We start from the raw sequence: 19,111 nt of genomic DNA, 5'->3' as shown, positions 1-19,111 counted from the left end.
TCCCATCTGCGGGTTCCCGTGCCCAACGGATACAGTCACGCCCAGGCATTCACGGGGACAGGAGAGGGTCATTACCGGCAACCGGCAGACGAGCTGGGCGTTCGCCGACGCCTATGTCGCCGAGGACGAAGCGCTGCACTGGGCCCGGGACCGGGCTCGTGAGGCAGGGCTGCGCTCGGTGACGCCCGGCACGGGCGCCGCGCTGCGGTTGCTGGCCGCGTCCGTCGACGCGAAAGCCGTCGCGGAGATCGGGACCGGATGCGGTGTCTCCGGGATCCATCTCCTGCACGGTATGCGGCCCGACGGTGTCCTGACGACCGTGGACCCCGAGCCGGAGCATCAGCAGTTCGCCCGGCAGGCCTTCCGCGCCTCCGGCTTCGCCAGCAACCGGGCTCGCTTCATCCCCGGCCGCGCCCTGGACGTGCTGCCCCGCCTCGCGGACGCCGGTTACGACCTGGTGTTCTGCGACGGCGACCGTCTGGAGGTCATGGACTACCTCGCTGAATCGTTGCGTCTGCTGCGGACCGGCGGGCTCGTCGTCTTCGAGGGCGCCTTCGCGAACGGCCGGACGGTGGACTCCGGTCCACAGCCGACGGAGGTGCTGCGCCTGCGGGAGCTGCTGCGCGCGGTGCGCGAGAGCCAGGAGCTGTTGCCGGCCCTGCTGCCGGTGGGCGACGGACTGCTGTGCGCGGTGAAACGCTAGGGCCTGTCCGTACCTCCCGGCGGGCCTGATCCGAACGACAGGCCCTGGCCTGGTCGCGCGCCAGGGGCGGCGGGAGCCGGGCAGGCGAGTGTCAGGGGTGGAAAACAGCCGCCCCGGCACCACATGTGATGCCGGGGCAACCGAAGGGGTATGGTCGCTTGCGCGTCAGCCGACGACCTTCTTGAGGGCGTCGCCGAGCGCGTCGGCCTCGTCAGGGGTCAGCTCGACGACGAGCCGACCGCCGCCTTCGAGCGGAACGCGCATGACGATGCCCCGCCCCTCCTTGGTCACCTCGAGCGGGCCATCACCCGTTCGCGGCTTCATGGCCGCCATGCTCGTTCCCCTTCCTGAAACCCAGCTCATCGTCAAAGCCGACGGCCCTGAAGAAGGGCACACGTACGGTCCTTGTGGCAGGACACGCGTCACCGGCATCGAACACATTGCTTCCAGGCCATTATCCCGCATCTCAGGACCCGATGACCAACATCAGTCGGCATCGCTTGGGCAACGCACGCGAGCAAAACCACTCAATTCGGCGATGAGGCTGCGATACTCCGCCCCCGCACACACATCCGCCGAACGAATCCGGGCGAGAATTCTTTGACGCAGGTCACACGTCCGGTCCGGTTCGGCGTCGGTGATCTCCGTCATGCTGTCCTGCAGACCCGGGACGTACCGGCCGGTACGTCTCCGATCCGCGACCGGAGGGGATACGCCATGACCGACACCGTGCTCTACGAGGTGAGCGACGGACTCGCGACGATCACGCTGAACCGCCCGGAGGCGATGAACGCGCTGAACGTGGAGGCCAAGGTCGCCCTGCGGGAGGCGGTCCGGTCCGCGGCGGACGACGTGGCCGTGCGGGCGGTGCTGCTGACCGCCGCCGGTGACCGGGCGTTCTGCGTCGGGCAGGACCTCAAGGAGCACATCGGGCTGCTGGTCCAGGACCGGGAGACGGGGTCGGGGCAGACCATGAGCACGGTGCGGGAGCACTACAACCCGATCGTGCGGGCGCTGGCCGGGGCGGCGAAGCCGGTCGTCGCCGCCGTGAACGGGGTGGCGGCCGGGGCGGGCTTCGGCTTCGCGCTCGCCGCGGACTACCGGATCGTGGCGGACACGGCCGCGTTCAACACCTCGTTCGCCGGGGTCGCGCTGACCGCCGACTCGGGGATCTCCTGGACGCTGCCGCGGGTTGTCGGCCCGGGGCGGGCCGCTGACCTGCTGCTCTTCCCGCGCAGCATCAGTGCGCAGGAGGCGTACGAGCTGGGTGTCGCCAACCGGCTGGTGCCGGCCGGTGAGCTGCGGGCGGAGGCCGAGAAGGTGGCGCGGGCGCTGGCCGAGGGGCCGACGGTGGCGTACGCGGCGCTGAAGGAGTCGGTGGCGTACGGGCTGACGCACTCCCTGGAGGAGGCCCTGGAGAAGGAGGACGAGCTGCAAACCCGGGCCGGTTCCTCCGAGGACCACGCGATCGCGGTGCAGGCCTTCGTCAACAAGGAGAAGCCGAAGTATCTGGGCCGGTAGAGCCGGGGGCGCCCCCTACGGGGGTGCTTCGCGCCACGCATGCCTCCAGGTGGTCGTCCACCAGACCGCCCGCCTGCATCAGGGCGTACGCCGTCGTCGGCCCCACGAAACGCAGGCCCCGCTTCTTGAGCACCTTGGACAGGGCCGTCGACTCGGGGGTGACGGGCGGGACGTCCGAGAGGGTCCGCGGGGCCGGACGGGCGGCCGGGTCCGGGGCGTGGGACCAGATCAGGTCGTCCAGTTCGCCGGGGGACCACTCGGTCAGCGTTCGGGCGTTGGCGAGGGTGGCGTCGATCTTGGCGCGGTTGCGGATGATGCCGGTGTCGGCCAGGAGTCGCTCGCGGTCCTCGTCGGTGAAGGCGGCCACCGAGGCGATCTTGAAGTCGGCGAAGGCGGCCCGGAAGCCGGGGCGGCGGCGCAGGATGGTGATCCAGGACAGGCCGGACTGGAAGGCCTCCAGGCTGAGCCGCTCGAAGAACGCGTCGTCACCGTGGACCGGGCGGCCCCACTCCTCGTCGTGGTACGCCACGTACTCCGGGGCGGACAGGGCCCAGGGGCAGCGCAGCGCGCCGTCCGGGCCGGCCAGGGCGGCGCCGTCGCTCACGGCCGGTCCTCCGGCCGGGGAGCGGGCTTGTCCATGGACACGTGGTTCTCCCCGGCCGCGCGCCCCGGCCCGTGGCCCGGGGCCGACCGGGCGCCGGCCAGGGCGGACTCCAGGTCGGCGATGCGGGCGTCGCGCTCGGCGAGCTCGGCGCCCAGGCGGCTCAGCGCGTCGTCCACGTCCGCCATGCGGTAGCCGCGGGCGGCGAGCGGGAAACGCAGCCCCTCCACGTCCACGCGGTCGACCGGGCGGTCCGGGGGCAGCGGGTCGCGCAGCCGCTCCGGGGAGGCCTCCGGCAGCGGGCCGTTGTCGCCGCCGCCCACCACGGCGAGCGTCACCGCGCCGACCACGACGGCGAGCGCGACGACCAGGAACAGGAACATAACCATCGCGGGGCCCCCACGGTCGGATGGATCGGACTCTTCGGAAGTCCGCCGAGTCGGATGTTGTCAGGCTCCGATCGTGCCATGCGAGTCCGGCGGTTAGGGTCGCAGGCGGCGGCAGACGGGATGTACCAGGAAAGGTCACAGGGGATGCTCAGGCTGGGCAAGCGGGAATTCGGGACGCACGAGCCGGTGATCATGGCGATCGTGAACCGGACCCCGGACTCCTTCTACGACCGGGGCGCCACCTTCCGCGACGAGCCGGCCCTGGCCCGCGTGGAGCGGGCCGTGGCCGAGGGCGCCGCGATCATCGACATCGGCGGGGTCAAGGCCGGGCCGGGCGAGGAGGTCACGGCCGAGGAGGAGGCCCGGCGGACGGTCGGGTTCGTGGCGGAGGTGCGGCGGCGCTTCCCGGACGTGATCATCAGCGTGGACACCTGGCGGGCCGAGGTCGGCCGGGCCGTGTGCGAGGCCGGGGCCGATCTGCTGAACGACGCGTGGGGCGGTGTCGACCCGGGCCTGGCGGAGGTCGCCGCGCGATACCGGGTGGGGCTGGTGTGCACGCACGCCGGCGGGGCGCAGCCGCGGACACGGCCGCACCGGATCGAGTACGACGACGTCATGGCGGACATCCTCGACGTCACGGTCGGGCTGGCCGAGCGGGCGCTGGCGCTCGGGGTGCCGCGGGAGTCGATCATGATCGACCCGGGCCATGACTTCGGGAAGAACACACGGCACAGCCTGGAGGCGACGCGGAGGCTGGACGAGATGGTCGCCACGGGGTGGCCGGTGCTGGTGTCGCTGTCCAACAAGGACTTCGTCGGGGAGACGCTGGACCGGCCGGTGAAGGAGCGGGTCGTGGGGACGCTGGCGGCCACGGCGGTGTCCGCGTGGCTGGGGGCGCGGGTGTACCGGGTGCACGAGGTCGCCGAGACCCGGCAGGTGCTGGAGATGGTCTCGGCGATCGCGGGGCATCGGAGCCCTGCCGTCGCCCGTCGCGGGCTGGCCTAGCCGGAGCACCGGGGGGCTTCGCCCCCGGCCCCCCGGCCTGTGCCCTCACCTCACCGCGACGCACCCGGACCCGAGGCCGGGCTCGAAGGCCTCAGCGGCCGGCTTCCTTGGACACCAGGGCCACCGCCTCGTCCACGTCGTCGGTCACGTGGAACAGCAGCAGGTCCTTGTCCGCCGCCTTGCCCTGGGCGATCACCGTGCCGCGGAGCCAGTCGACCAGGCCGCCCCAGTAGTCGCTGCCGAACAGGACGATCGGGAAGCGCGTGACCTTCTGGGTCTGGACGAGGGTGAGGGCCTCGAAGAGTTCGTCGAGGGTGCCGAGACCGCCGGGCAGGACGACGAAGCCCTGGGCGTACTTGACGAACATCATCTTCCGCACGAAGAAGTAGCGGAAGTTGAGGCCGATGTCGACGTACGGGTTGAGCCCCTGCTCGAACGGCAGCTCGATGCCGAGGCCGACCGAGATGCCCTTCGCCTCCAGGGCACCCTTGTTGGCCGCCTCCATCGCGCCCGGGCCGCCGCCCGTGATGACGGCGAAGCCCGCGTCCACCAGGCCCCGGCCCAGCCGGACGCCCGCCTCGTACTCGGGTGAGTCCGCCGGGGTCCGGGCCGAGCCGAACACGCTGATCGCGGGCGGGAGTTCGGCCAGCGCGCCGAAGCCCTCGATGAACTCCGACTGGATGCGCAGCACGCGCCACGGGTCGGTGTGGACCCAGTCGGAGGGGGCACGCTCGTCCAGCAGTCGCTGGTCCGTGGTGCTGGCCTGCACCTGATCCCGCCTCCGGAGGACGGGACCCAGGCGCTGTTCGTCCGGCGGCTGCTTCTTCCCCTCGGGGTTGCCGGTCGCCATGTGCGCTCCCTCCGTCGTGCCTGTCTTTCCACCTCAGCGTAGATCTACGCGGGTTACGAACGAGGGACGTGAGCATGTCCGCGATGAAGCGCCGTAAACACGAGGGTGTCCCGGCGGGTCAGGCGGTCAGCCAGTTCCTCAGGCGCCCCTCGCCCGCGAGGATCTTGGCGATCTCCACGCGCTCGTCCCGCTTGTGCGCCAAGTGGGGGTTGCCGGGGCCGTAGTTGACCGCCGGGACGCCGAGCGCGGAGAAACGGGAGACGTCCGTCCAGCCGTACTTCGGCATGGGGGTGCCGCCGACCGCCTCGATGAAGGCCTTGGCCGCCGGGTGGGACAGGCCCGGCATCGCCGCGCCGCTGTGGTCGACGACCTCGAACTCCTCGACCCCGCAGTCCGCGAAGACCTCCCGGACGTGGGCGACGGCCTCTTCGGGCGTGCGGTCGGGCGCGTAGCGGAAGTTGACGGTGACCACGCACGCGTCGGGGATGACGTTGCCGGCCACTCCCCCGTCGATGCCGACCGCGTTCAGGCCCTCGCGGTACTCCAGGCCGTCGATGACCGGCCGGCGGGGTTCGTAGGAGGCCAGCCGGGCGAGGATCGGAGCCGCGGCGTGGATCGCGTTGGAGCCCATCCAGCCGCGCGCCGAGTGGGCCCGCTCGCCCGTGGTCTTCAGCAGCACCCGCAGGGTGCCCTGGCAGCCGCCCTCGACCTGGCCGTCCGACGGTTCGAGCAGGACCGCGAAGTCGCCCTCCAGCCACTCGGGGCGCGTCTCGGAGACGTGCTTGAGGCCGTTCAGCTCCGCGGCGACCTCCTCGTTGTCGTAGAAGACGAAGGTGAGGTCGCGGTTGGGGGCCGGGACCGTGGCGGCGATGCGCAGCTGCACGGCGACGCCCGACTTCATGTCGCAGGTGCCGCAGCCCCACAGGACGCCGTCCTCGTCGAGCCGGGAGGGGACGTTGTCCGCGATCGGCACGGTGTCGATGTGACCGGCCAGGATCACCCGCTCCGGGCGGCCCAGGTTCGTGCGGGCCACGACGTTGTTGCCGTACCGGTCGACCGTCAGGTGGGGCAGCGTGCGCAGCGCCGTCTCGATGGCGTCGGCGAGGGGCTTCTCGGTGCCGCTCTCGGAACGGAAGTCGACGAGCCGGGCGGTCAGCTCCGCGGCGTCCAGCGTGAGGTCAAGCGAGGTGTCGGCCATGCCGTCGACCCTAACGCGCCAGACCGTCGCCTCACTGTCCACACCCGGCTCATACCACTCCGTACTCTCCAGTACCTTGTACCGCGTGCCAGAGCCGACTTCTCCCAAACGTCGTGGCCGCCTCTTCCGATGCGGAGCCGCCTTCGTGGTCCTGCTCGCGGTCGCCGGTTACCTCGTCGTGCAGTACGTCACCGGGGGCTCCGGCGGACCGGGCTGCAAGGTCGTCTCCGGCAAGGGCGACGGGGCGTCGTACGAGTTCAGCCCCGAGCAGGCGGTGAACGCCGCGACGATCACCGCCGTGGGGACCGCGCGCGGGCTGCCCGAGCGGGCCGTGACCATCGCGCTGGCGACCGCGCTGCAGGAGTCGGCGCTGCGCAACATCGACCACGGCGACCGGGACTCCCTCGGCCTGTTCCAGCAACGGCCCTCGCAGGGCTGGGGGACGCCGAAGGAGATCATGGACCCGACGTACTCGGCCCGCGAGTTCTACGAACACCTGGTCAAGGTGCCCGGCTACACCCGGCTGCCGCTCACCGTCGCCGCCCAGCGGGTGCAGCGCAGCGGCTTCCCGCAGGCCTACGCCAAGCACGAGCCGGACGCCGCGCTGCTCGCGGCGGCCCTCACCGGGCAGTCCGCGGCCACGCTGACCTGCGAAGGCCGCCCGGGCGCGACCCGGGCCTCGGGTCCGGACGGGGTGCGGGCCGCGCTGGTGCGGGACTTCGGGCGGGATGTGCTGGCGTCGGCCGGCGCCGAGGTGGGCGGCTCGCCGGCGGCGGGACCGGCGCCGTCCCCGAGCGGTACGGCCGGCACCGGCGGGCGGACGGTGACCCTGCCGGTGACCGCCGACCCGGGTTCGACGACCGGGCGCAGCCCGGACCGGCGCGGCTGGCAGCTGGCGCACTGGGCGGTGGCCCACGCCTCCGAGCTGCACATCGCGCGCGTCACCTACGCGGGGCGCGAGTGGGTCGCGGGGAACACCGCCAGCCAGTGGCGGGACTCCCCGGCGAAGGGCACCGCGGGAGCGGAACGGGACGCGGACGCGGTCCGTATCGTCACGATGGGCTAGGCCCCTTCTGATGGATCTCCGTGGGAGAAGGAGCAGCGTTCGGTGCGTGCTCTCGGCGTGCCGCGTGGAAGCCCTCGTAGCGGAGCTACTTGGGCCTTCGCGCGGTGCGGCGGTGGGGGCCCCTCCCGTTCGAGCGAAGCCGAGAACGGGGGAGCGTGCCGGGCGTCGCGACGGGGCGAACGTTGCCTGCCGCGGCACTGGCTCGCGCAGGGGTGCGGGGGCTCACCCGTGGGGGTTAGCCGCACGGCTCGGCGGCGGTGGTGTGCGCAGGTTTTCGCACCCTCCTCCGGAAACCGTGGAATCCCTTGGCAACACAGGGCTGGAAGGATTCGGCGGCGTTTCCCGCAGCAGCCTATTTGACCGTTTTTATCCGCAGCCGATAATGCGACACATTGCCAACTCTTTACGTTGCGGCGCCGCAACCTTCGCGGGCTTCGAGCGGTAGTCACTGCGTCCGAGCCGGGGTGATCCACCGCCAGTCGATCAACTGCCCCACCCGGCCGGGCACTTCACGAAGCTCACTGTTCTCTCCCGTCGAAGGAGCACCATGTCCCTCCCCCTGACCCGCAGGATCGCCCGTGCCGCGCTGATCGTCGCAGCGGGAGCGGCTGCCGGGGTCGGTGCGGCCGGTTCCGCCAGCGCGGCCCCCGAGCTGCCCGCCACCCCGAACCTCGGGGGTCTGACCGCCCTGGACGGCGCGAACGTCGGCAACACCGTCGACGGCGCGGCGCAGAACGTCACCGAGTCCGCGGGCGACACCGGCGGCAAGACCGTCGAGAAGGCGGTGCCGGCCGATGGCAAGACCGGCGGCAAGGCAGTCAAGAAGACCACGCCCGTGGCGCAGAAGACGGCCGGTGACGCGGCGGGCACCGCCGGGCAGCTCGTCGGCGACACGGCCGGTTCGACCAAGGGCGGCCTGCCGACGGACTCCCTCGCCCAGGGCGGCGTGCCGTCCGCCGACTCCCTGCCGGTGAAGAGCCTGCCGGTCGGCTGACGCACCGGCGCTGTGACGCCGATGGGGTCCGGGGAGCTTCCCCGGACCCCTTCGCCATGTGCTCGTTCGGCGCTCACAGACGCCGTACGGCCGCCGCGACCCTTTCGTCCGTCGCCGTCAGCGCCACGCGGACGAACTCCGCGCCCGCCGGGCCGTAGAAGTCGCCCGGTGCGACGAGGATGCCGCGCTGTGCGAGGTGGGCGACCGTGTCCCAGCAGGACTCGCCCCTCGTGGCCCACAGGTACAGGCTGGCCTCGCTGTGCTCGATGCGGAAGCCGTGGGTGCGGAGGGCCTCGCGCAGGAGCTCGCGGCGGGAGGCGTAGCGCTCGCGCTGCACGCGCACATGGTCGTCGTCGCCGAGGGCCGCGATGACGGCCGCCTGGGTCGGAGCCGACGTCATCATGCCGCCGTGCTTGCGGATCTCCAGCAGCGGCCCGAGGACCGCCGGGTCGCCGGCCAGGAAGGCCGCGCGGTAGCCCGCGAGGTTCGAGCGCTTGGAGAGGGAGTGGACGGAGACGATGCCGTCGTACGAGCCGCCGTTGACGTCCGGGTGCAGCACCGAGACCGGGTCGGCCTCCCAGCCCAGCTCCAGGTAGCACTCGTCGGAGAAGAGCAGGATGCCGTGCGAGCGGGCCCAGGCCACGATCCGGGTCAGCTCCTCCTTGAAGAGGACCTTGCCCGTGGGGTTCGACGGGGAGTTCAGCCAGAGGAGCCTCAGGCCCTCGGGGTCCAGCTCCGTCGGGTCGTCGTAGGCCTCGTACGCGGCGCGCGCCAGCCGGGCGCCCACCTCGTACGTCGGGTAGGCCAGGCGCGGATAGGCCACCCGGTCGCCGGGGCCGAGGCCCAGCTGGGTCGGGAGCCAGGCGACGAGTTCCTTGGAGCCGACGATCGGCAGCACGTGGCGGTGGGTGACCCCACGGGCGCCGAGGCGGCGCTCGACCCAGCCGGTGATCGCGTCGCGCAGCTCGGGCGTGCCCCAGACCGTCGGATAGCCCGGCGAGTCCGCGGCCGCGACCAGCGCTTTCTGGATCAGCTCGGGGACCGGGTCGACCGGGGTGCCGACGGACAGGTCGACGATGCCGTCCGGGTGGGCGGCGGCCGTGGCCTTGTACGGGGTCAGCTTGTCCCAGGGAAACGTGGAGAGGCGGTCGGAGACTGCGGACACGGGTTCTGGCTCACTTTCTGGCACGTACGAGCCGGGCTACGGCAAACGCCTCGGCCCCGTACGGCGATCAGCGGGCTGATCGGGCCGTACGGGACCGAGGCGGCGCCGGTGCGGGCCGCTCTTACTGGTTCTGCGGCGGCAGCGCGGCGACGAAGGGGTGGTCGCGCTCGATCAGCCCCAGCTTGCTGGCACCGCCGGGCGAACCGAGTTCGTCGAAGAACTCGACGTTCGCCTTGTAGTAGTCCTTCCACTCCTCGGGAGTGTCGTCCTCGTAGAAGATCGCCTCGACCGGGCAGACCGGCTCACAGGCACCACAGTCGACGCATTCGTCCGGGTGGATGTACAAGGACCGCTGGCCCTCGTAGATGCAGTCGACCGGGCACTCCTCGATGCACGCCTTGTCCTTGACGTCGACACAAGGCTGCGCGATGACGTAGGTCACGCTGTCGTTCCTCCTCGATAGGGCGCTGGCGGGCCTCCTCAGGCTCCGCCGCCTGGCGCGCGGGAGCGCGGCGTCGTCGATGCCCGCCCCTAGTATCTCCGTTCCTGGGCATGATCCGTACAGGAGGGGTGAACTGACCTGTGGAAATCTCTGCCGCCGGGCGACTCGAGGTCCGTATCACCACTGCTGACGTGGGCAAACGGGTCTCCGTGCGGAGCTTGACCGAACGTCCGGCTCCGGTGGAGAAGTTCACCGACACGGTCGGTGTTCTCACATCATGGGACAACGGTGTGCTGCTGATCACACGCAAGAGTGGCGAGAGCGTCCGTATCGCGGAATCGGCGCTGGTCGCGGGCAAGGTCGTGCCCTCCGCACCGGCGCGTCGCCGCGGGCCCGCCGCCTCCTACGAGGAGCTGGCCCGGGTCGCCGCGCGGGCCTGGCGGCCCGTGGAGAGCGAACGGCTCGGGGAGTGGGAGCTGCGGGCGGCGTCCGGGTTCACACGGCGGGCCAACTCGGTGCTCCCGCTGGGCGCGCCCGGCCTGCCGCTCGACGAGGCCCTCGACGCCGTACGGGCGTGGTACGGGGAGCGCGGACTGCCCGCCTACGTCCAGACCGCGACCGGCGCCGAGGGCACGCAGGAGCTGCTCTGCGCCGAGCTGGAGGAGCGGGGCTGGGAGCGGGAGGTGACCGCCGAGCTGTGGGTCGGGCCGCTGGCGCCGATCGCCGACCGGGGCGACCCGGCGGGGGTCGTGCTGTCCCGGGAGGCCGACGAGGGGTGGCTGGCCCGGTATCAGCGCAAGGGCGTGAGCGAGGTGGCGCTGCGGGTGCTCGGCGGCGGGCCGTCCGTCTGGTTCGCGAGCGTGTCCGGGCCGACGGCACCGGCCGCCATCGGGCGGTGTGTCGTCGACGGGCGATGGGCCGGGTTCGCCGCCGTCGAGGTCGATCCGGCGCTGCGGCGGCAGGGGCTCGGCACGGCCGTGATGGCCGCGCTGGCCCGTCAGGCGCTCGACGAGGGCGCGTCGGCCGCGTGGCTCCAGGTGGAGGCCCAGAACGCGGGAGCGCGGGCGCTGTACGCGCGGATGGGCTTCGCCGCACATCACGCCTACCACCACTACCGGGCGCCGGACGCCGACGGCACCGGCCGGTAACCGATCGTCGTCGAAGGGCACGAGCCAGCCATGCGTCCCCCGTATCCCCCGCCCCCCGAGCGTTCCGCCGAGCTGCGGCGGCGGTTCGCCGAAGAGGCCCGTTGCGAGCGGCCCGACCTGGCGACGCTGTGCCTGCTGGTCGGGGCGGTGGCGGACGGGGAGCTGGACGAGGCGGGCCTGGACGCCGCGCAGGTCGAGCTGGACCGGCTGGCCGGGCTGCTGCCGTACCGGCCCGGCGGGCCGCGGGCCTGGGCGGTCGCCCTGCGGGAGCTGCTCGGTGAGCGGACGGGCTTCCACGGCACCCCGGCCGACTACCAGCGGCTGGAGTCCTCGCTGCTGCACGAGGTGCTGGTGCGGCGCAGGGGGCTGCCGATCCTGCTGTCCGTGGTGTGGATGGAGGTGGCACGGCGGGCGGGAGCGCCGGTGTACGGGGTCGCCCTGCCGGGGCACTTCGTGGTCGGGTTCGGGCCGGAGGAGGGGCAGGTGCTCGCGGATCCGTTCGACGGGGGGCGGGTGCTGAGCGGGGCCGACGCGGAGTTGCTGGTGGCCGGGGCGACGGGGGCGCGGTTGGACGCGGCGATGTTGCGGCCGGCGGATCCGCTGGATGTGGTGCTGCGGATCCTGAACAACGTGCGGGCGTGGGCCGCGGCCCGGCCGGAGCGGTCGGATGTGGCGTTGTGGGCGGTCGAGTTGTCGTTGCTGCTGCCGTCGCGTCCGGCTCGGTTGCGGTACGAGCGGGCGCAGTTGCTCGTGCAGCGGGGGGAGTTCCTGGGTGGGGCCGCGGAGTTGGAGGCGTACGCGGAGGTTGTGGAGGCGGTGGACGAGGCGGCTGCCGAGCGGGTGCGGGGGGAGGCGTTCGCGGCCAGGGCGATGCTCAACTGAGCCTTTTCGCCGAGAGCGTTGCGAAAGCGGGTGTGCGGGTTTGTCGTGGTCGATCGCGCAGTTCCCCGCGCCCCCGCCCGGCCGCGTTCGTGAGCCGGACGAGTTCGGCGACCGTGACCTCGTTCATGAGTCCGCCGCTCTGCGGCGTGGCGCCCACGCGTCCGGCGACGATGGCAGGTCGAGGGTGGTGGACTCGCGGCACCGCTGGGGCCGAGCAGGGCGACGGTCCGGTCGGGTCCGAGCGGGGGATGCCGACGGGGGCGGTGCCGGGTGTCCGGAGTGCCGCATGACAGGTGTCACGTTCGCGAGGTGACGACGACAGCCCCCGCCCTCACCGGGCAGGGGCTGTCGTACGGCGGGTGGGCCGGGGTCAGTTCGGGGTGGTGTCGATGACCACGGTGCGCTCCGCCGGCGTCTTGCCGCGCAGCGCCTGGCGCAGTGCGGTGACGACGTCCTGCGGGAGTACGTCACGCTTCCCGGTGGCGGTCTCGATCTGCACGCCGTCGAACGTCGTGCCGTAGGCCTCCTTGAGCGCCTTCAGGTTGTAGGTGTCCACGAGCTTGCCGTCGACGGCCTTGAATCCGAGGATCTTCGGCAGCGACAGCGCGCCGAACGGAATGCTGTGCGCCGCGTCGGTCTGCACGATGGCCTTGGCCGACATCGCGGGCTGCGCGAAGTCCTTCAGGACCCGGTCGACCTCGGCGTTCGAGACCGTCGGCTGGCGGGTGGTGGTCGGCAGGCTCACCGTGCCGACCCTGCCGGTCTCCACCTGGGTGCGGTACGCCTCCTCGACCGTCGTCGTCGCCTTGGCGAGGTCGATGCCCTTGCCCACCTTGCCGTACACCGGGACGGCCTTGCCGTCCTTGAACTCGATCGTGCCGTCGGTCGACGCGCCGGAGCCGCCCACCGCGTCCTCCAGGGAGGCGTGCAGCTTCTCCTCGTCGACGGGCATGACCGGCGTGACCACACGGTGGTTGCCGAAGAGGGAGCCGATCACGGAGACCGGGTTGTAGTCGCTCTTCGCCGCCGCGTCGGCCGTGGCGTCCATGTCGAACTGCAGACCCGCGTTGTCCGGGTCGAGGGTGACGGTCTTGCCGCCCACCGACAAGGCCATCTCCTTGCCGACACGGTTGTCGAAGGCCTCGTCGAGCTTGCGGACCGCGCCGTCGCGGGTGGTGCCGCCGATGTCGACACCGAGCACGGTGGTGCCCTTGGGCACGTCGGTGCGGTTCATCAGCAGGCCGGCGCCGTAGACGCCACCGGCGAGGACGACCGCGCCGACTGCCAGCAGCACGAGCTTGCTGCGCCCCTTCTTCTTCGGCGCCTTCGAGGAGCTCGCCGGGGGCGGGGAGACCGGCTCGGGCAGCTTCGGGGCCGTGTGGGGCACCGGGCCGTCGCCGGGCGCGCCCGGGCCGAACGGAGAGGCCGCGCCGGGCGGTACGACGGGGATGCCGCTGGTGACGGTGTGCCCGGAGACGTTGTCGTGCCGGGGGCCGTAGCCCTGGCCGTCCGACGGTTCGGGGGCAGGCTTCTGCGGGGTGAGGATGGCGGTGTCGTCGCTCATGCCACCGCCGGGGCCGGGACTCGTGGCACCGGGGGTGCCGCCCTGGGCACCCGGGCCCGCCGGGCCGCCAGGGGCTCCGGGTACGCCCGTACCGGCGGGACCGCCGGGAGCGCCCGGGCCACCGGGGCCGCCGCCTATGGCGCCGGGACCGACGGGGGCGCCGGGGCCTCCCGGCCGGCCGGGAGCGTTGAAGGCACCGGGGCCGCCGGGGGCACCGGAGCGGCCGGGCTCGTTGAAGGACTCGAGGGCACCGGGCCGACCCGGGTCACCGAAGCCACCGACAGCACCAGGCTCGTTGAAGGACTCCGGGGCGCCGAGCCGACCCGGGTCACCGAAGCCACCGGCAGCACCGGGCTCGTTGAACGACTCCGGGACACCGGGCCGACCCGGGTCACCGAAGCCACCGGGGCCGCCAGGGCCGCCAGGGGCGCTGAAGCTGCCGGAACCGCCGGGGGCGCCAGGGCCGCCCGGCGCGTTGAAGGCACCGGGGTCACCCTGGCCGCCTGGTGCGTTGAAGTCGCCCGGGCCACCGGCCGGTGGCACCATCGGGCCGTCGCCGGTGACCGGTCCGCCGGTCGGGCCGGCCGGGCCCCGGGCCCCGGGCACGCCGGGTTCGCCGAAGCCGTGGGCAGCGCTCGGGCCGCCGTTCTGGCCGTCGTAACCGCCCTGCCCGTTCTCGGAGAAGTACGGCAGGTCGTCGCGGCGCGGTTCGCCGCCGTCGCCAGGGGCGGGACGGGAGCCGTTGCCCGCGGAACGCGAACCGTTGCCCAGCGGGCCCGCCGCCAGGGCCTCGGTGACGTCGAAGGAGCCGGTGCCGCCGCCGTGCCCGGGCGCGACAGGACCGCCGGTCGCGCCGCCCGGCAGCCCGGCACCGTTCGTGCCGCCGGCCCGGGAGCCGCCCGGCGCGCCCATGGAGCCGACCACGCCACCGGGCCGCCCGGTACCCGGACGCGCGCCACCGGACACACCGGCGCCCGGCGCACCGGGGCCGCCCGCCGCAGGAGCCGAACCGCCCGGCAGACCGGCCCCGTTGGTGGAGCCGCTGCCCGGACCACCCTTGCCTCCGCCGGACTTGCGGGGCGCGAACCAGTCACTGGTGGGCTTGTCGTCGCCCGGCTGCGCGGACTCGACAGGAGGCTCGACCGGGGCCGGAGGCGCGTCGGCGCCCGGGGCCGCCGACGCCTCACCGCGCGTGTCGGTGTCGGCGGAACCCTCCGCCTCCGCGACGGGCTTGCGCACCACGACCGGCGGAATGGGCCGGGACCCGGGGATGTTGATCCGGATCCGGGTCGTCAGCGTGGTCTCGGTCTTGCGTTCCTCCGGCCGCGTGGCGGAACGGCCCGCGTCCCTACCGGCGTCGGAGACCGTCGGGGTCCCGTACGGCGGCGTGCCCGACGGGTAGGCGGCTCCGCCGCGCCCGTTGGGCCCGGAGGACGGAGTGTCAGTTTCACGACTCAAGGCAGGTTCTCCCGGTTGGCTCCGCCGCCCGACACAACCTCACGCGGGCAGCTCGGCGGCGCGCACCACCATACTGGCCACTTCTCAGCCGTATCTCAGGACCACTGGGGAAAGTCACACCGGACCCCCACGGGCGTGTCCCGGCGAAGTGGTACGTCACTTGCCAAGTCGGACGGGGTCACCGTCCGGTTGCCACCCCGGGGCGAAGGTGGCGCAGATCACAGCCACGGCGATGCCCCCGAGCAGGAAGAGATAGGAGCCGCTTCCCGCGGCGAAGAGGAAGTCGCCCTCGGGACGACTGGCGGTGAGCAGGATGACGGCCAGCATCCAGCCGGCCGCGACCGCGACCCCCCCGGACCGGGCCCGCATGACGCGGGTGGCACCGAGCACGGCTCCGGCCTCGGCGGCGAGAGCGAGCAGCAGTCCGCCCGGGAACCACCCGGGCTGTACCAGCGCCCCGGCCGCGCCGACCACGGCGCCGAGCACGAAGAACCCGAGGAGGGCGCCGACCCGCCCGGCGGTGGGCGGCCGCATCGGCTGGGCGAGGATCGGCGTCCGGTCGCTCACGAGTCCCCCTCGACACCGGCGAACAGGTCCGTCTCCCTCTCGCCCGGTCCCCGCTCGCCCCGCACGAGCTCGTAGTACTCGGTCGTGAGGATCGGCTGGGCGAGCTCGTTGGACAGCACGAAGTACGGTTCGGCCACGGTGATCTGGGTGGCGTGGGCGCGCATCGCGGCGGCCTTGGCGGCGGCGTGGGCGGTGCCGTCGACGACGGTGGTGATCCGCTCCTCGGCCACGACACCCGGGACGTCGTCGACGTCGGCCGCCTTGGTGAAGGGCGTGCCGGGCAGGTCCTGGCGGAGCCGCGCGAAGGACTCCTCCACAACCGGCCGGGGGACCCGGTTCCAGTAGACCTTGGGGATCGTCCAGCCCGACGCGGCGGCCAGCTCCGCGGCGCGCATGGCGACGCGGTGGGCCTGGATGTGGTCGGGGTGACCGTAGCCGCCGTGGTCGTCGTAGGTGACGAGGACCTGGGGGCGCACCTCGTGGATCACCCGGACGAGGTGTGCGGCGGCCTCGTCGACGTCGGCCTGCCAGAAGCAGGCGGGGTCGTCGTTGTCGGGCAGGCCCATCATCCCGGAGTCGCTGTAGCGGCCGGCGCCGCCGAGCAGGCGGAAGTCCGTCACGCCGAGTTCGGTCATGGCGACGCTGAGCTCCCGGCGGCGGTGCTGGCCCAGGGCGGGACCGCTCAGGTGCGCGAGCTCGGGCGGGATGACCTCGCCACGCTCGCCGAGGGTGCAGGTGACCAGGGTGACGTGGGCACCCTCGGCCGCGTACCTGGCCATGGTCGCGCCGTTGTTGATCGACTCGTCGTCCGGGTGCGCGTGCACCAGCAGCAGACGCCGGTCGGGCAGTTCCGTCATGGGACCACCCTACGAGGTCCCACGGCGGTCAGAACTTGATGCTGCCGATCATCCCCGCGATGTTCGTCGTCAGCTCGTTGATCGTGGGAGCGACGGTCGAGGAGGCGAGGTAGAAGCCGAGCAGCATGCAGACGATCGCATGCCCCGCCTTCAACCCCGACTTCTTGACGAGCAGGAAGACGATGATCGCCAGCAGCACTACCGCCGAAATCGAGAGTGCCACGGCGGCTCACCTCCAAAGATCCACGAGGGCGCGGGGGGTCGGACTATGGGGGCATCAAATCCGTACAGCGGCCAGCAGGTTCATACCCACTATGCGACATTGATCATAACTATCCGTCTGCGCGCATCGCTCGGCGCACGGCCGCACAAGGGGGCGCATGGCCAATATGGTCAGGGCATGACGACCGAGCCTCACTCCTTCCCCCGACGGCACGCCCGTACCCAGCGCTTCACGCTCGGCGCGCCGCGTTCGTTCACCGTGGCGCCCGACGGTTCGCGTGTCGTGTTCCTGCGCTCCGGTTCCGGTACGGACCGGGCGAATTCACTGTGGGTCCTCGATATGGAGGAGGGCGGGGAGCGCGTCGCCGCCGACCCGCGCGCCCTGCTGGGCGGCGCCTCGGAGGACCTCTCGCCCGAGGAACGGGCCCGGCGCGAACGCAGCCGTGAGGGCGGGGCCGGCATCGTCGGGTACGCCACCGACACGGCCGTCGAATTGGCCTCTTTCGCCTTGTCAGGGCGGCTTTTCGCGGCCGAGCTGCGGGCCGGGACGGCGCGTGGGCTGCCCGCGCCCGGGCCGGTGATCGACCCGCGTCCGTCGCCCGACGGGCGGCACATCGCGTACGCCGCGCAGGGTGCGCTGCGGGTGATGGGCGCCGAGGGAGAGGGCGACCGGGCGCTCGCGGAGCCGGAGTCGGAGAATGTCTCATACGGACTGGCGGAGTTCATCGCGGCCGAGGAGATGGGGCGTTCGCGGGGCTTCTGGTGGGCTCCGGAGTCGGACCGGCTGCTCGTGGCGCGCGTGGACGACACGCCGGTGCGGCGGTGGTGGATCGCCGATCCCGCGCATCCGGAACGGGAGCCGCAGCGGGTGCCGTATCCGGCGGCCGGCACGGGCAACGCGGAGGTGCGGCTGTTCGTGATCGGGCTGGACGGGCCGCGCACGGAGGTCGCCTGGGACCGGGCGCGGTACCCGTATCTGGCGCATGTCCACTGGTCAGCGGCGGGCGCGCCCCTGCTGCTCGTACAGGCGCGCGACCAGCGCAGTCAGCTGATTCTGGCCGTGGATGCGGACACCGGCGCGACGCGGATGGTGCACGCCGACGAAGATCGAACATGGCTTGATCTTTTCCCCGGGGTGCCGTGCTGGAGCCCGTCCGGGCAGCTGGTGCGGATCGCGGACGAGGGGGGTGCGCGGGTGCTGGCGGTCGGGGAACGGCCGCTCACGGGAGCACAGTTGCACGTGCGGGCCGTGCTGGACGTCTCCGAGCAGGACGTGCTGATCTCCGCGTCGGCGGGGGCGGAGGCCACCGAGGCGGAGACGGGCCAGGTGCATGTGTACCGAGTGAACGAGCTGGGCGTGGAGCGGCTGTCTCAGGAACCGGGCGTGCACGCGGCGGTGCGGGCCGGGGAGGTGACGGTTCTGGTCTCGGCGACGCTGAACCGGCCAGGTGCGCGGGTCCAGGTCCTGCGCGACGGAAAACCGACCACGACTGTCCCCTCTCACGCCGAAGATCCCGGTATGTCCCCCCGCGTGACGCTCACCGAGGGGGGCGCACGCCGCGTCCCGTGCGCCGTGCTTATGCCTCGGGACTACGACGGCGACACCCCACTGCCGGTGCTCATGGACCCGTACGGCGGCCCGCACGGCCAGCGGGTGGTCGCGGCCTACAACCCGCACCTCACGTCGCAGTGGTTCGCGGACCAGGGCTTCGCGGTGATCGTCGCGGACGGCCGCGGCACCCCGGGCCGCTCCCCCGCCTGGGAGAAAGCGATCCACCAGGACTTCACGCTGTCGCTGGACGACCAGGTGGAAGCCCTGGAGGACCTCGCGAAGCACCACCCCCTGGACCTGTCCCGGGTGGCGATCCGCGGCTGGTCGTTCGGCGGCTGGCTGGCGGGCCTGGCGGTGCTGCGCCGCCCGGACGTCTTCCACGCGGGCATCGCGGGCGCGCCGGTGACGGACTGGAGCCTGTACGACACCCACTACACCGAGCGCTACCTGGGCACACCCGAGCAGCACCCCGAGGCCTACGCGAAGAGCTCCCTGGTCACCGCCGAGGGCCTGTCCTCCCCGGCCGAGCCGCACCGGCCCCTGATGGTCGTGCACGGCCTCGCCGACGACAACGTCGTGGTCGCCCACGCCCTGCGCCTGTCCTCGGCCCTGCTGGCCGCCGGCCGCCCCCACGAGGTGCTGCCGCTGTCCGGCGTCACCCACATCACCCCCCAGGAACAGGTCGCCGAGAACCTGCTCCTCCTCCAGGTCGACTTCCTGAAGCGCTCCCTGGGCCTCACGACCCCCTGAGACGACGACGGGCCGGGACGCCTCACAGCGCCCCGGCCCGTCTACGGCACCCGCACGGCCGTACGCTGACCAGCCTGACGCGTCCGTATATCGGAACCGGGTCAGTGAAGTTGCCTGCGTGTAAACGCAGTTCGCGGGGGTTTGCAGGGGTGTGGGTACCCGGTACGCCCACCCGCG

20 protein-coding genes and 1 pseudogene are annotated in these 19,111 nt (G+C 72.6%); 8 read left to right on the top strand and 13 right to left on the bottom strand.

Annotated elements, in window-relative coordinates; translation table 11 throughout:
• The first annotated feature begins 4 nt into the window (after positions 1-4).
• Positions 5-703: an O-methyltransferase gene (locus QNO09_RS19260; RefSeq protein ID WP_283971539.1), complete on the top strand. Its 699-nt coding sequence runs from the start codon at positions 5-7 to the stop codon at positions 701-703.
• A gap of 165 nt (positions 704-868) precedes the next feature.
• Here the strand turns inward: QNO09_RS19260 and QNO09_RS19255 are convergent, their stop codons facing one another.
• Positions 869-1,036, bottom strand: coding sequence for a DUF3117 domain-containing protein (locus QNO09_RS19255; RefSeq protein ID WP_003966491.1), 168 nt, complete (start codon positions 1,034-1,036; stop codon positions 869-871).
• Positions 1,037-1,189: 153 nt separating this feature from the next.
• Positions 1,190-1,354 carry a hypothetical protein gene (locus QNO09_RS19250; protein WP_283971440.1) on the bottom strand — a complete coding sequence of 55 codons (165 nt, stop codon included), beginning with the start codon at positions 1,352-1,354 and terminating at the stop codon, positions 1,190-1,192.
• A gap of 66 nt (positions 1,355-1,420) precedes the next feature.
• Between QNO09_RS19250 and chcB the strand changes: the two genes are divergently transcribed.
• Positions 1,421-2,224, top strand: coding sequence for a 2-cyclohexenylcarbonyl CoA isomerase (gene chcB / locus QNO09_RS19245; protein ID WP_283971439.1), 804 nt, complete (start codon positions 1,421-1,423; stop codon positions 2,222-2,224).
• On the opposite strand, the gene QNO09_RS19240 is transcribed toward chcB, so the two are convergent.
• Entirely contained in the window at positions 2,190-2,828 is a 639-nt protein-coding gene (locus QNO09_RS19240) for a DNA-3-methyladenine glycosylase I (RefSeq protein WP_283971438.1), read from the bottom strand. The two genes, chcB and QNO09_RS19240, sit on opposite strands and share 35 nt — an antisense overlap.
• Complete coding sequence (locus QNO09_RS19235; RefSeq protein ID WP_283971437.1) at positions 2,825-3,214, bottom strand: DivIVA domain-containing protein; 390 nt, start codon at positions 3,212-3,214, stop codon at positions 2,825-2,827. Before QNO09_RS19235 ends, QNO09_RS19240 begins: the two co-directional genes overlap by 4 nt.
• Before the next feature lie 144 nt (positions 3,215-3,358).
• On the opposite strand from QNO09_RS19235, the gene folP reads away from it, so the two are divergent.
• A complete protein-coding gene (gene folP / locus QNO09_RS19230) occupies positions 3,359-4,219 on the top strand; it encodes a dihydropteroate synthase (RefSeq protein WP_283971436.1) in 861 nt (286 codons plus the stop codon).
• A gap of 91 nt (positions 4,220-4,310) precedes the next feature.
• Here the strand turns inward: folP and QNO09_RS19225 are convergent, their stop codons facing one another.
• Together QNO09_RS19225 and dapE are read right to left on the bottom strand one after the other, a co-directional pair.
• Positions 4,311-5,069, bottom strand: coding sequence for an LOG family protein (locus QNO09_RS19225; protein WP_283971435.1), 759 nt, complete (start codon positions 5,067-5,069; stop codon positions 4,311-4,313).
• A 118-nt stretch (positions 5,070-5,187) separates the two neighbouring features.
• Entirely contained in the window at positions 5,188-6,267 is a 1,080-nt protein-coding gene (dapE, locus tag QNO09_RS19220) for a succinyl-diaminopimelate desuccinylase (protein WP_283971434.1), read from the bottom strand.
• Between the two features lie 85 nt (positions 6,268-6,352).
• Here dapE and QNO09_RS19215 point away from each other — a divergent pair, with 85 nt between their 5' ends.
• On the top strand, positions 6,353-7,333 hold the full coding sequence (locus QNO09_RS19215) for a heavy metal transporter (protein ID WP_502962319.1): 981 nt from the start codon (positions 6,353-6,355) through the stop codon (positions 7,331-7,333).
• A 547-nt stretch (positions 7,334-7,880) separates the two neighbouring features.
• Entirely contained in the window at positions 7,881-8,327 is a 447-nt protein-coding gene (locus tag QNO09_RS19210) for an ATP-binding protein (RefSeq protein WP_283971432.1), read from the top strand.
• A gap of 73 nt (positions 8,328-8,400) precedes the next feature.
• Here the strand turns inward: QNO09_RS19210 and QNO09_RS19205 are convergent, their stop codons facing one another.
• Both QNO09_RS19205 and fdxA read right to left on the bottom strand, forming a co-directional pair.
• Positions 8,401-9,492: a bifunctional succinyldiaminopimelate transaminase/glutamate-prephenate aminotransferase gene (locus tag QNO09_RS19205; RefSeq protein ID WP_283971431.1), complete on the bottom strand. Its 1,092-nt coding sequence runs from the start codon at positions 9,490-9,492 to the stop codon at positions 8,401-8,403.
• 121 nt (positions 9,493-9,613) lie between these two features.
• The gene (fdxA, locus tag QNO09_RS19200) at positions 9,614-9,934 is read right to left on the bottom strand and encodes a ferredoxin (protein ID WP_003973842.1); all 321 of its coding nucleotides are present in this window, start codon (positions 9,932-9,934) and stop codon (positions 9,614-9,616) included.
• Positions 9,935-10,074: 140 nt separating this feature from the next.
• On the opposite strand from fdxA, the gene QNO09_RS19195 reads away from it, so the two are divergent.
• Together QNO09_RS19195 and QNO09_RS19190 are read left to right on the top strand one after the other, a co-directional pair.
• Positions 10,075-11,082 carry a GNAT family N-acetyltransferase gene (locus QNO09_RS19195; RefSeq protein WP_283971430.1) on the top strand — a complete coding sequence of 336 codons (1,008 nt, stop codon included), beginning with the start codon at positions 10,075-10,077 and terminating at the stop codon, positions 11,080-11,082.
• A 30-nt stretch (positions 11,083-11,112) separates the two neighbouring features.
• Positions 11,113-11,964 (top strand): transglutaminase family protein, encoded by an 852-nt coding sequence (locus QNO09_RS19190; protein ID WP_283971429.1) that lies wholly within the window; start codon positions 11,113-11,115, stop codon positions 11,962-11,964.
• A gap of 91 nt (positions 11,965-12,055) precedes the next feature.
• On the opposite strand, the pseudogene QNO09_RS19185 reads toward QNO09_RS19190, so the two are convergent.
• The 5 genes and pseudogenes from QNO09_RS19185 to QNO09_RS19165 form a co-directional block, all read right to left on the bottom strand.
• Positions 12,056-12,148: pseudogene (locus QNO09_RS19185) on the bottom strand (ABC transporter ATP-binding protein); the annotation flags it as partial.
• 186 nt (positions 12,149-12,334) lie between these two features.
• The gene (locus QNO09_RS19180; protein ID WP_283971428.1) at positions 12,335-14,986 is read right to left on the bottom strand and encodes a hypothetical protein; all 2,652 of its coding nucleotides are present in this window, start codon (positions 14,984-14,986) and stop codon (positions 12,335-12,337) included.
• 156 nt (positions 14,987-15,142) lie between these two features.
• Positions 15,143-15,553, bottom strand: a complete 411-nt coding sequence (locus QNO09_RS19175) for a DUF6113 family protein (RefSeq protein WP_283971427.1) — start codon at positions 15,551-15,553, stop codon at positions 15,143-15,145.
• Positions 15,550-16,410 (bottom strand): N-acetyl-1-D-myo-inositol-2-amino-2-deoxy-alpha-D-glucopyranoside deacetylase, encoded by an 861-nt coding sequence (mshB, locus tag QNO09_RS19170; RefSeq protein ID WP_283971426.1) that lies wholly within the window; start codon positions 16,408-16,410, stop codon positions 15,550-15,552. Before mshB ends, QNO09_RS19175 begins: the two co-directional genes overlap by 4 nt.
• Before the next feature lie 28 nt (positions 16,411-16,438).
• Complete coding sequence (locus QNO09_RS19165; RefSeq protein WP_031103282.1) at positions 16,439-16,633, bottom strand: hypothetical protein; 195 nt, start codon at positions 16,631-16,633, stop codon at positions 16,439-16,441.
• Positions 16,634-16,810: 177 nt separating this feature from the next.
• Between QNO09_RS19165 and QNO09_RS19160 the strand changes: the two genes are divergently transcribed.
• A complete protein-coding gene (locus QNO09_RS19160) occupies positions 16,811-18,934 on the top strand; it encodes a S9 family peptidase (protein WP_283971425.1) in 2,124 nt (707 codons plus the stop codon).
• Positions 18,935-19,111: the final 177 nt, after the last annotated feature.

It is taken from the genome of Streptomyces sp. 378 (genome assembly GCF_030124145.1).
GTDB lineage: Bacteria > Actinomycetota > Actinomycetes > Streptomycetales > Streptomycetaceae > Streptomyces.
The sequence above is the reverse complement of the archived record's forward strand: the minus strand, read 5'-3'. Positions and strand labels throughout refer to the sequence as shown.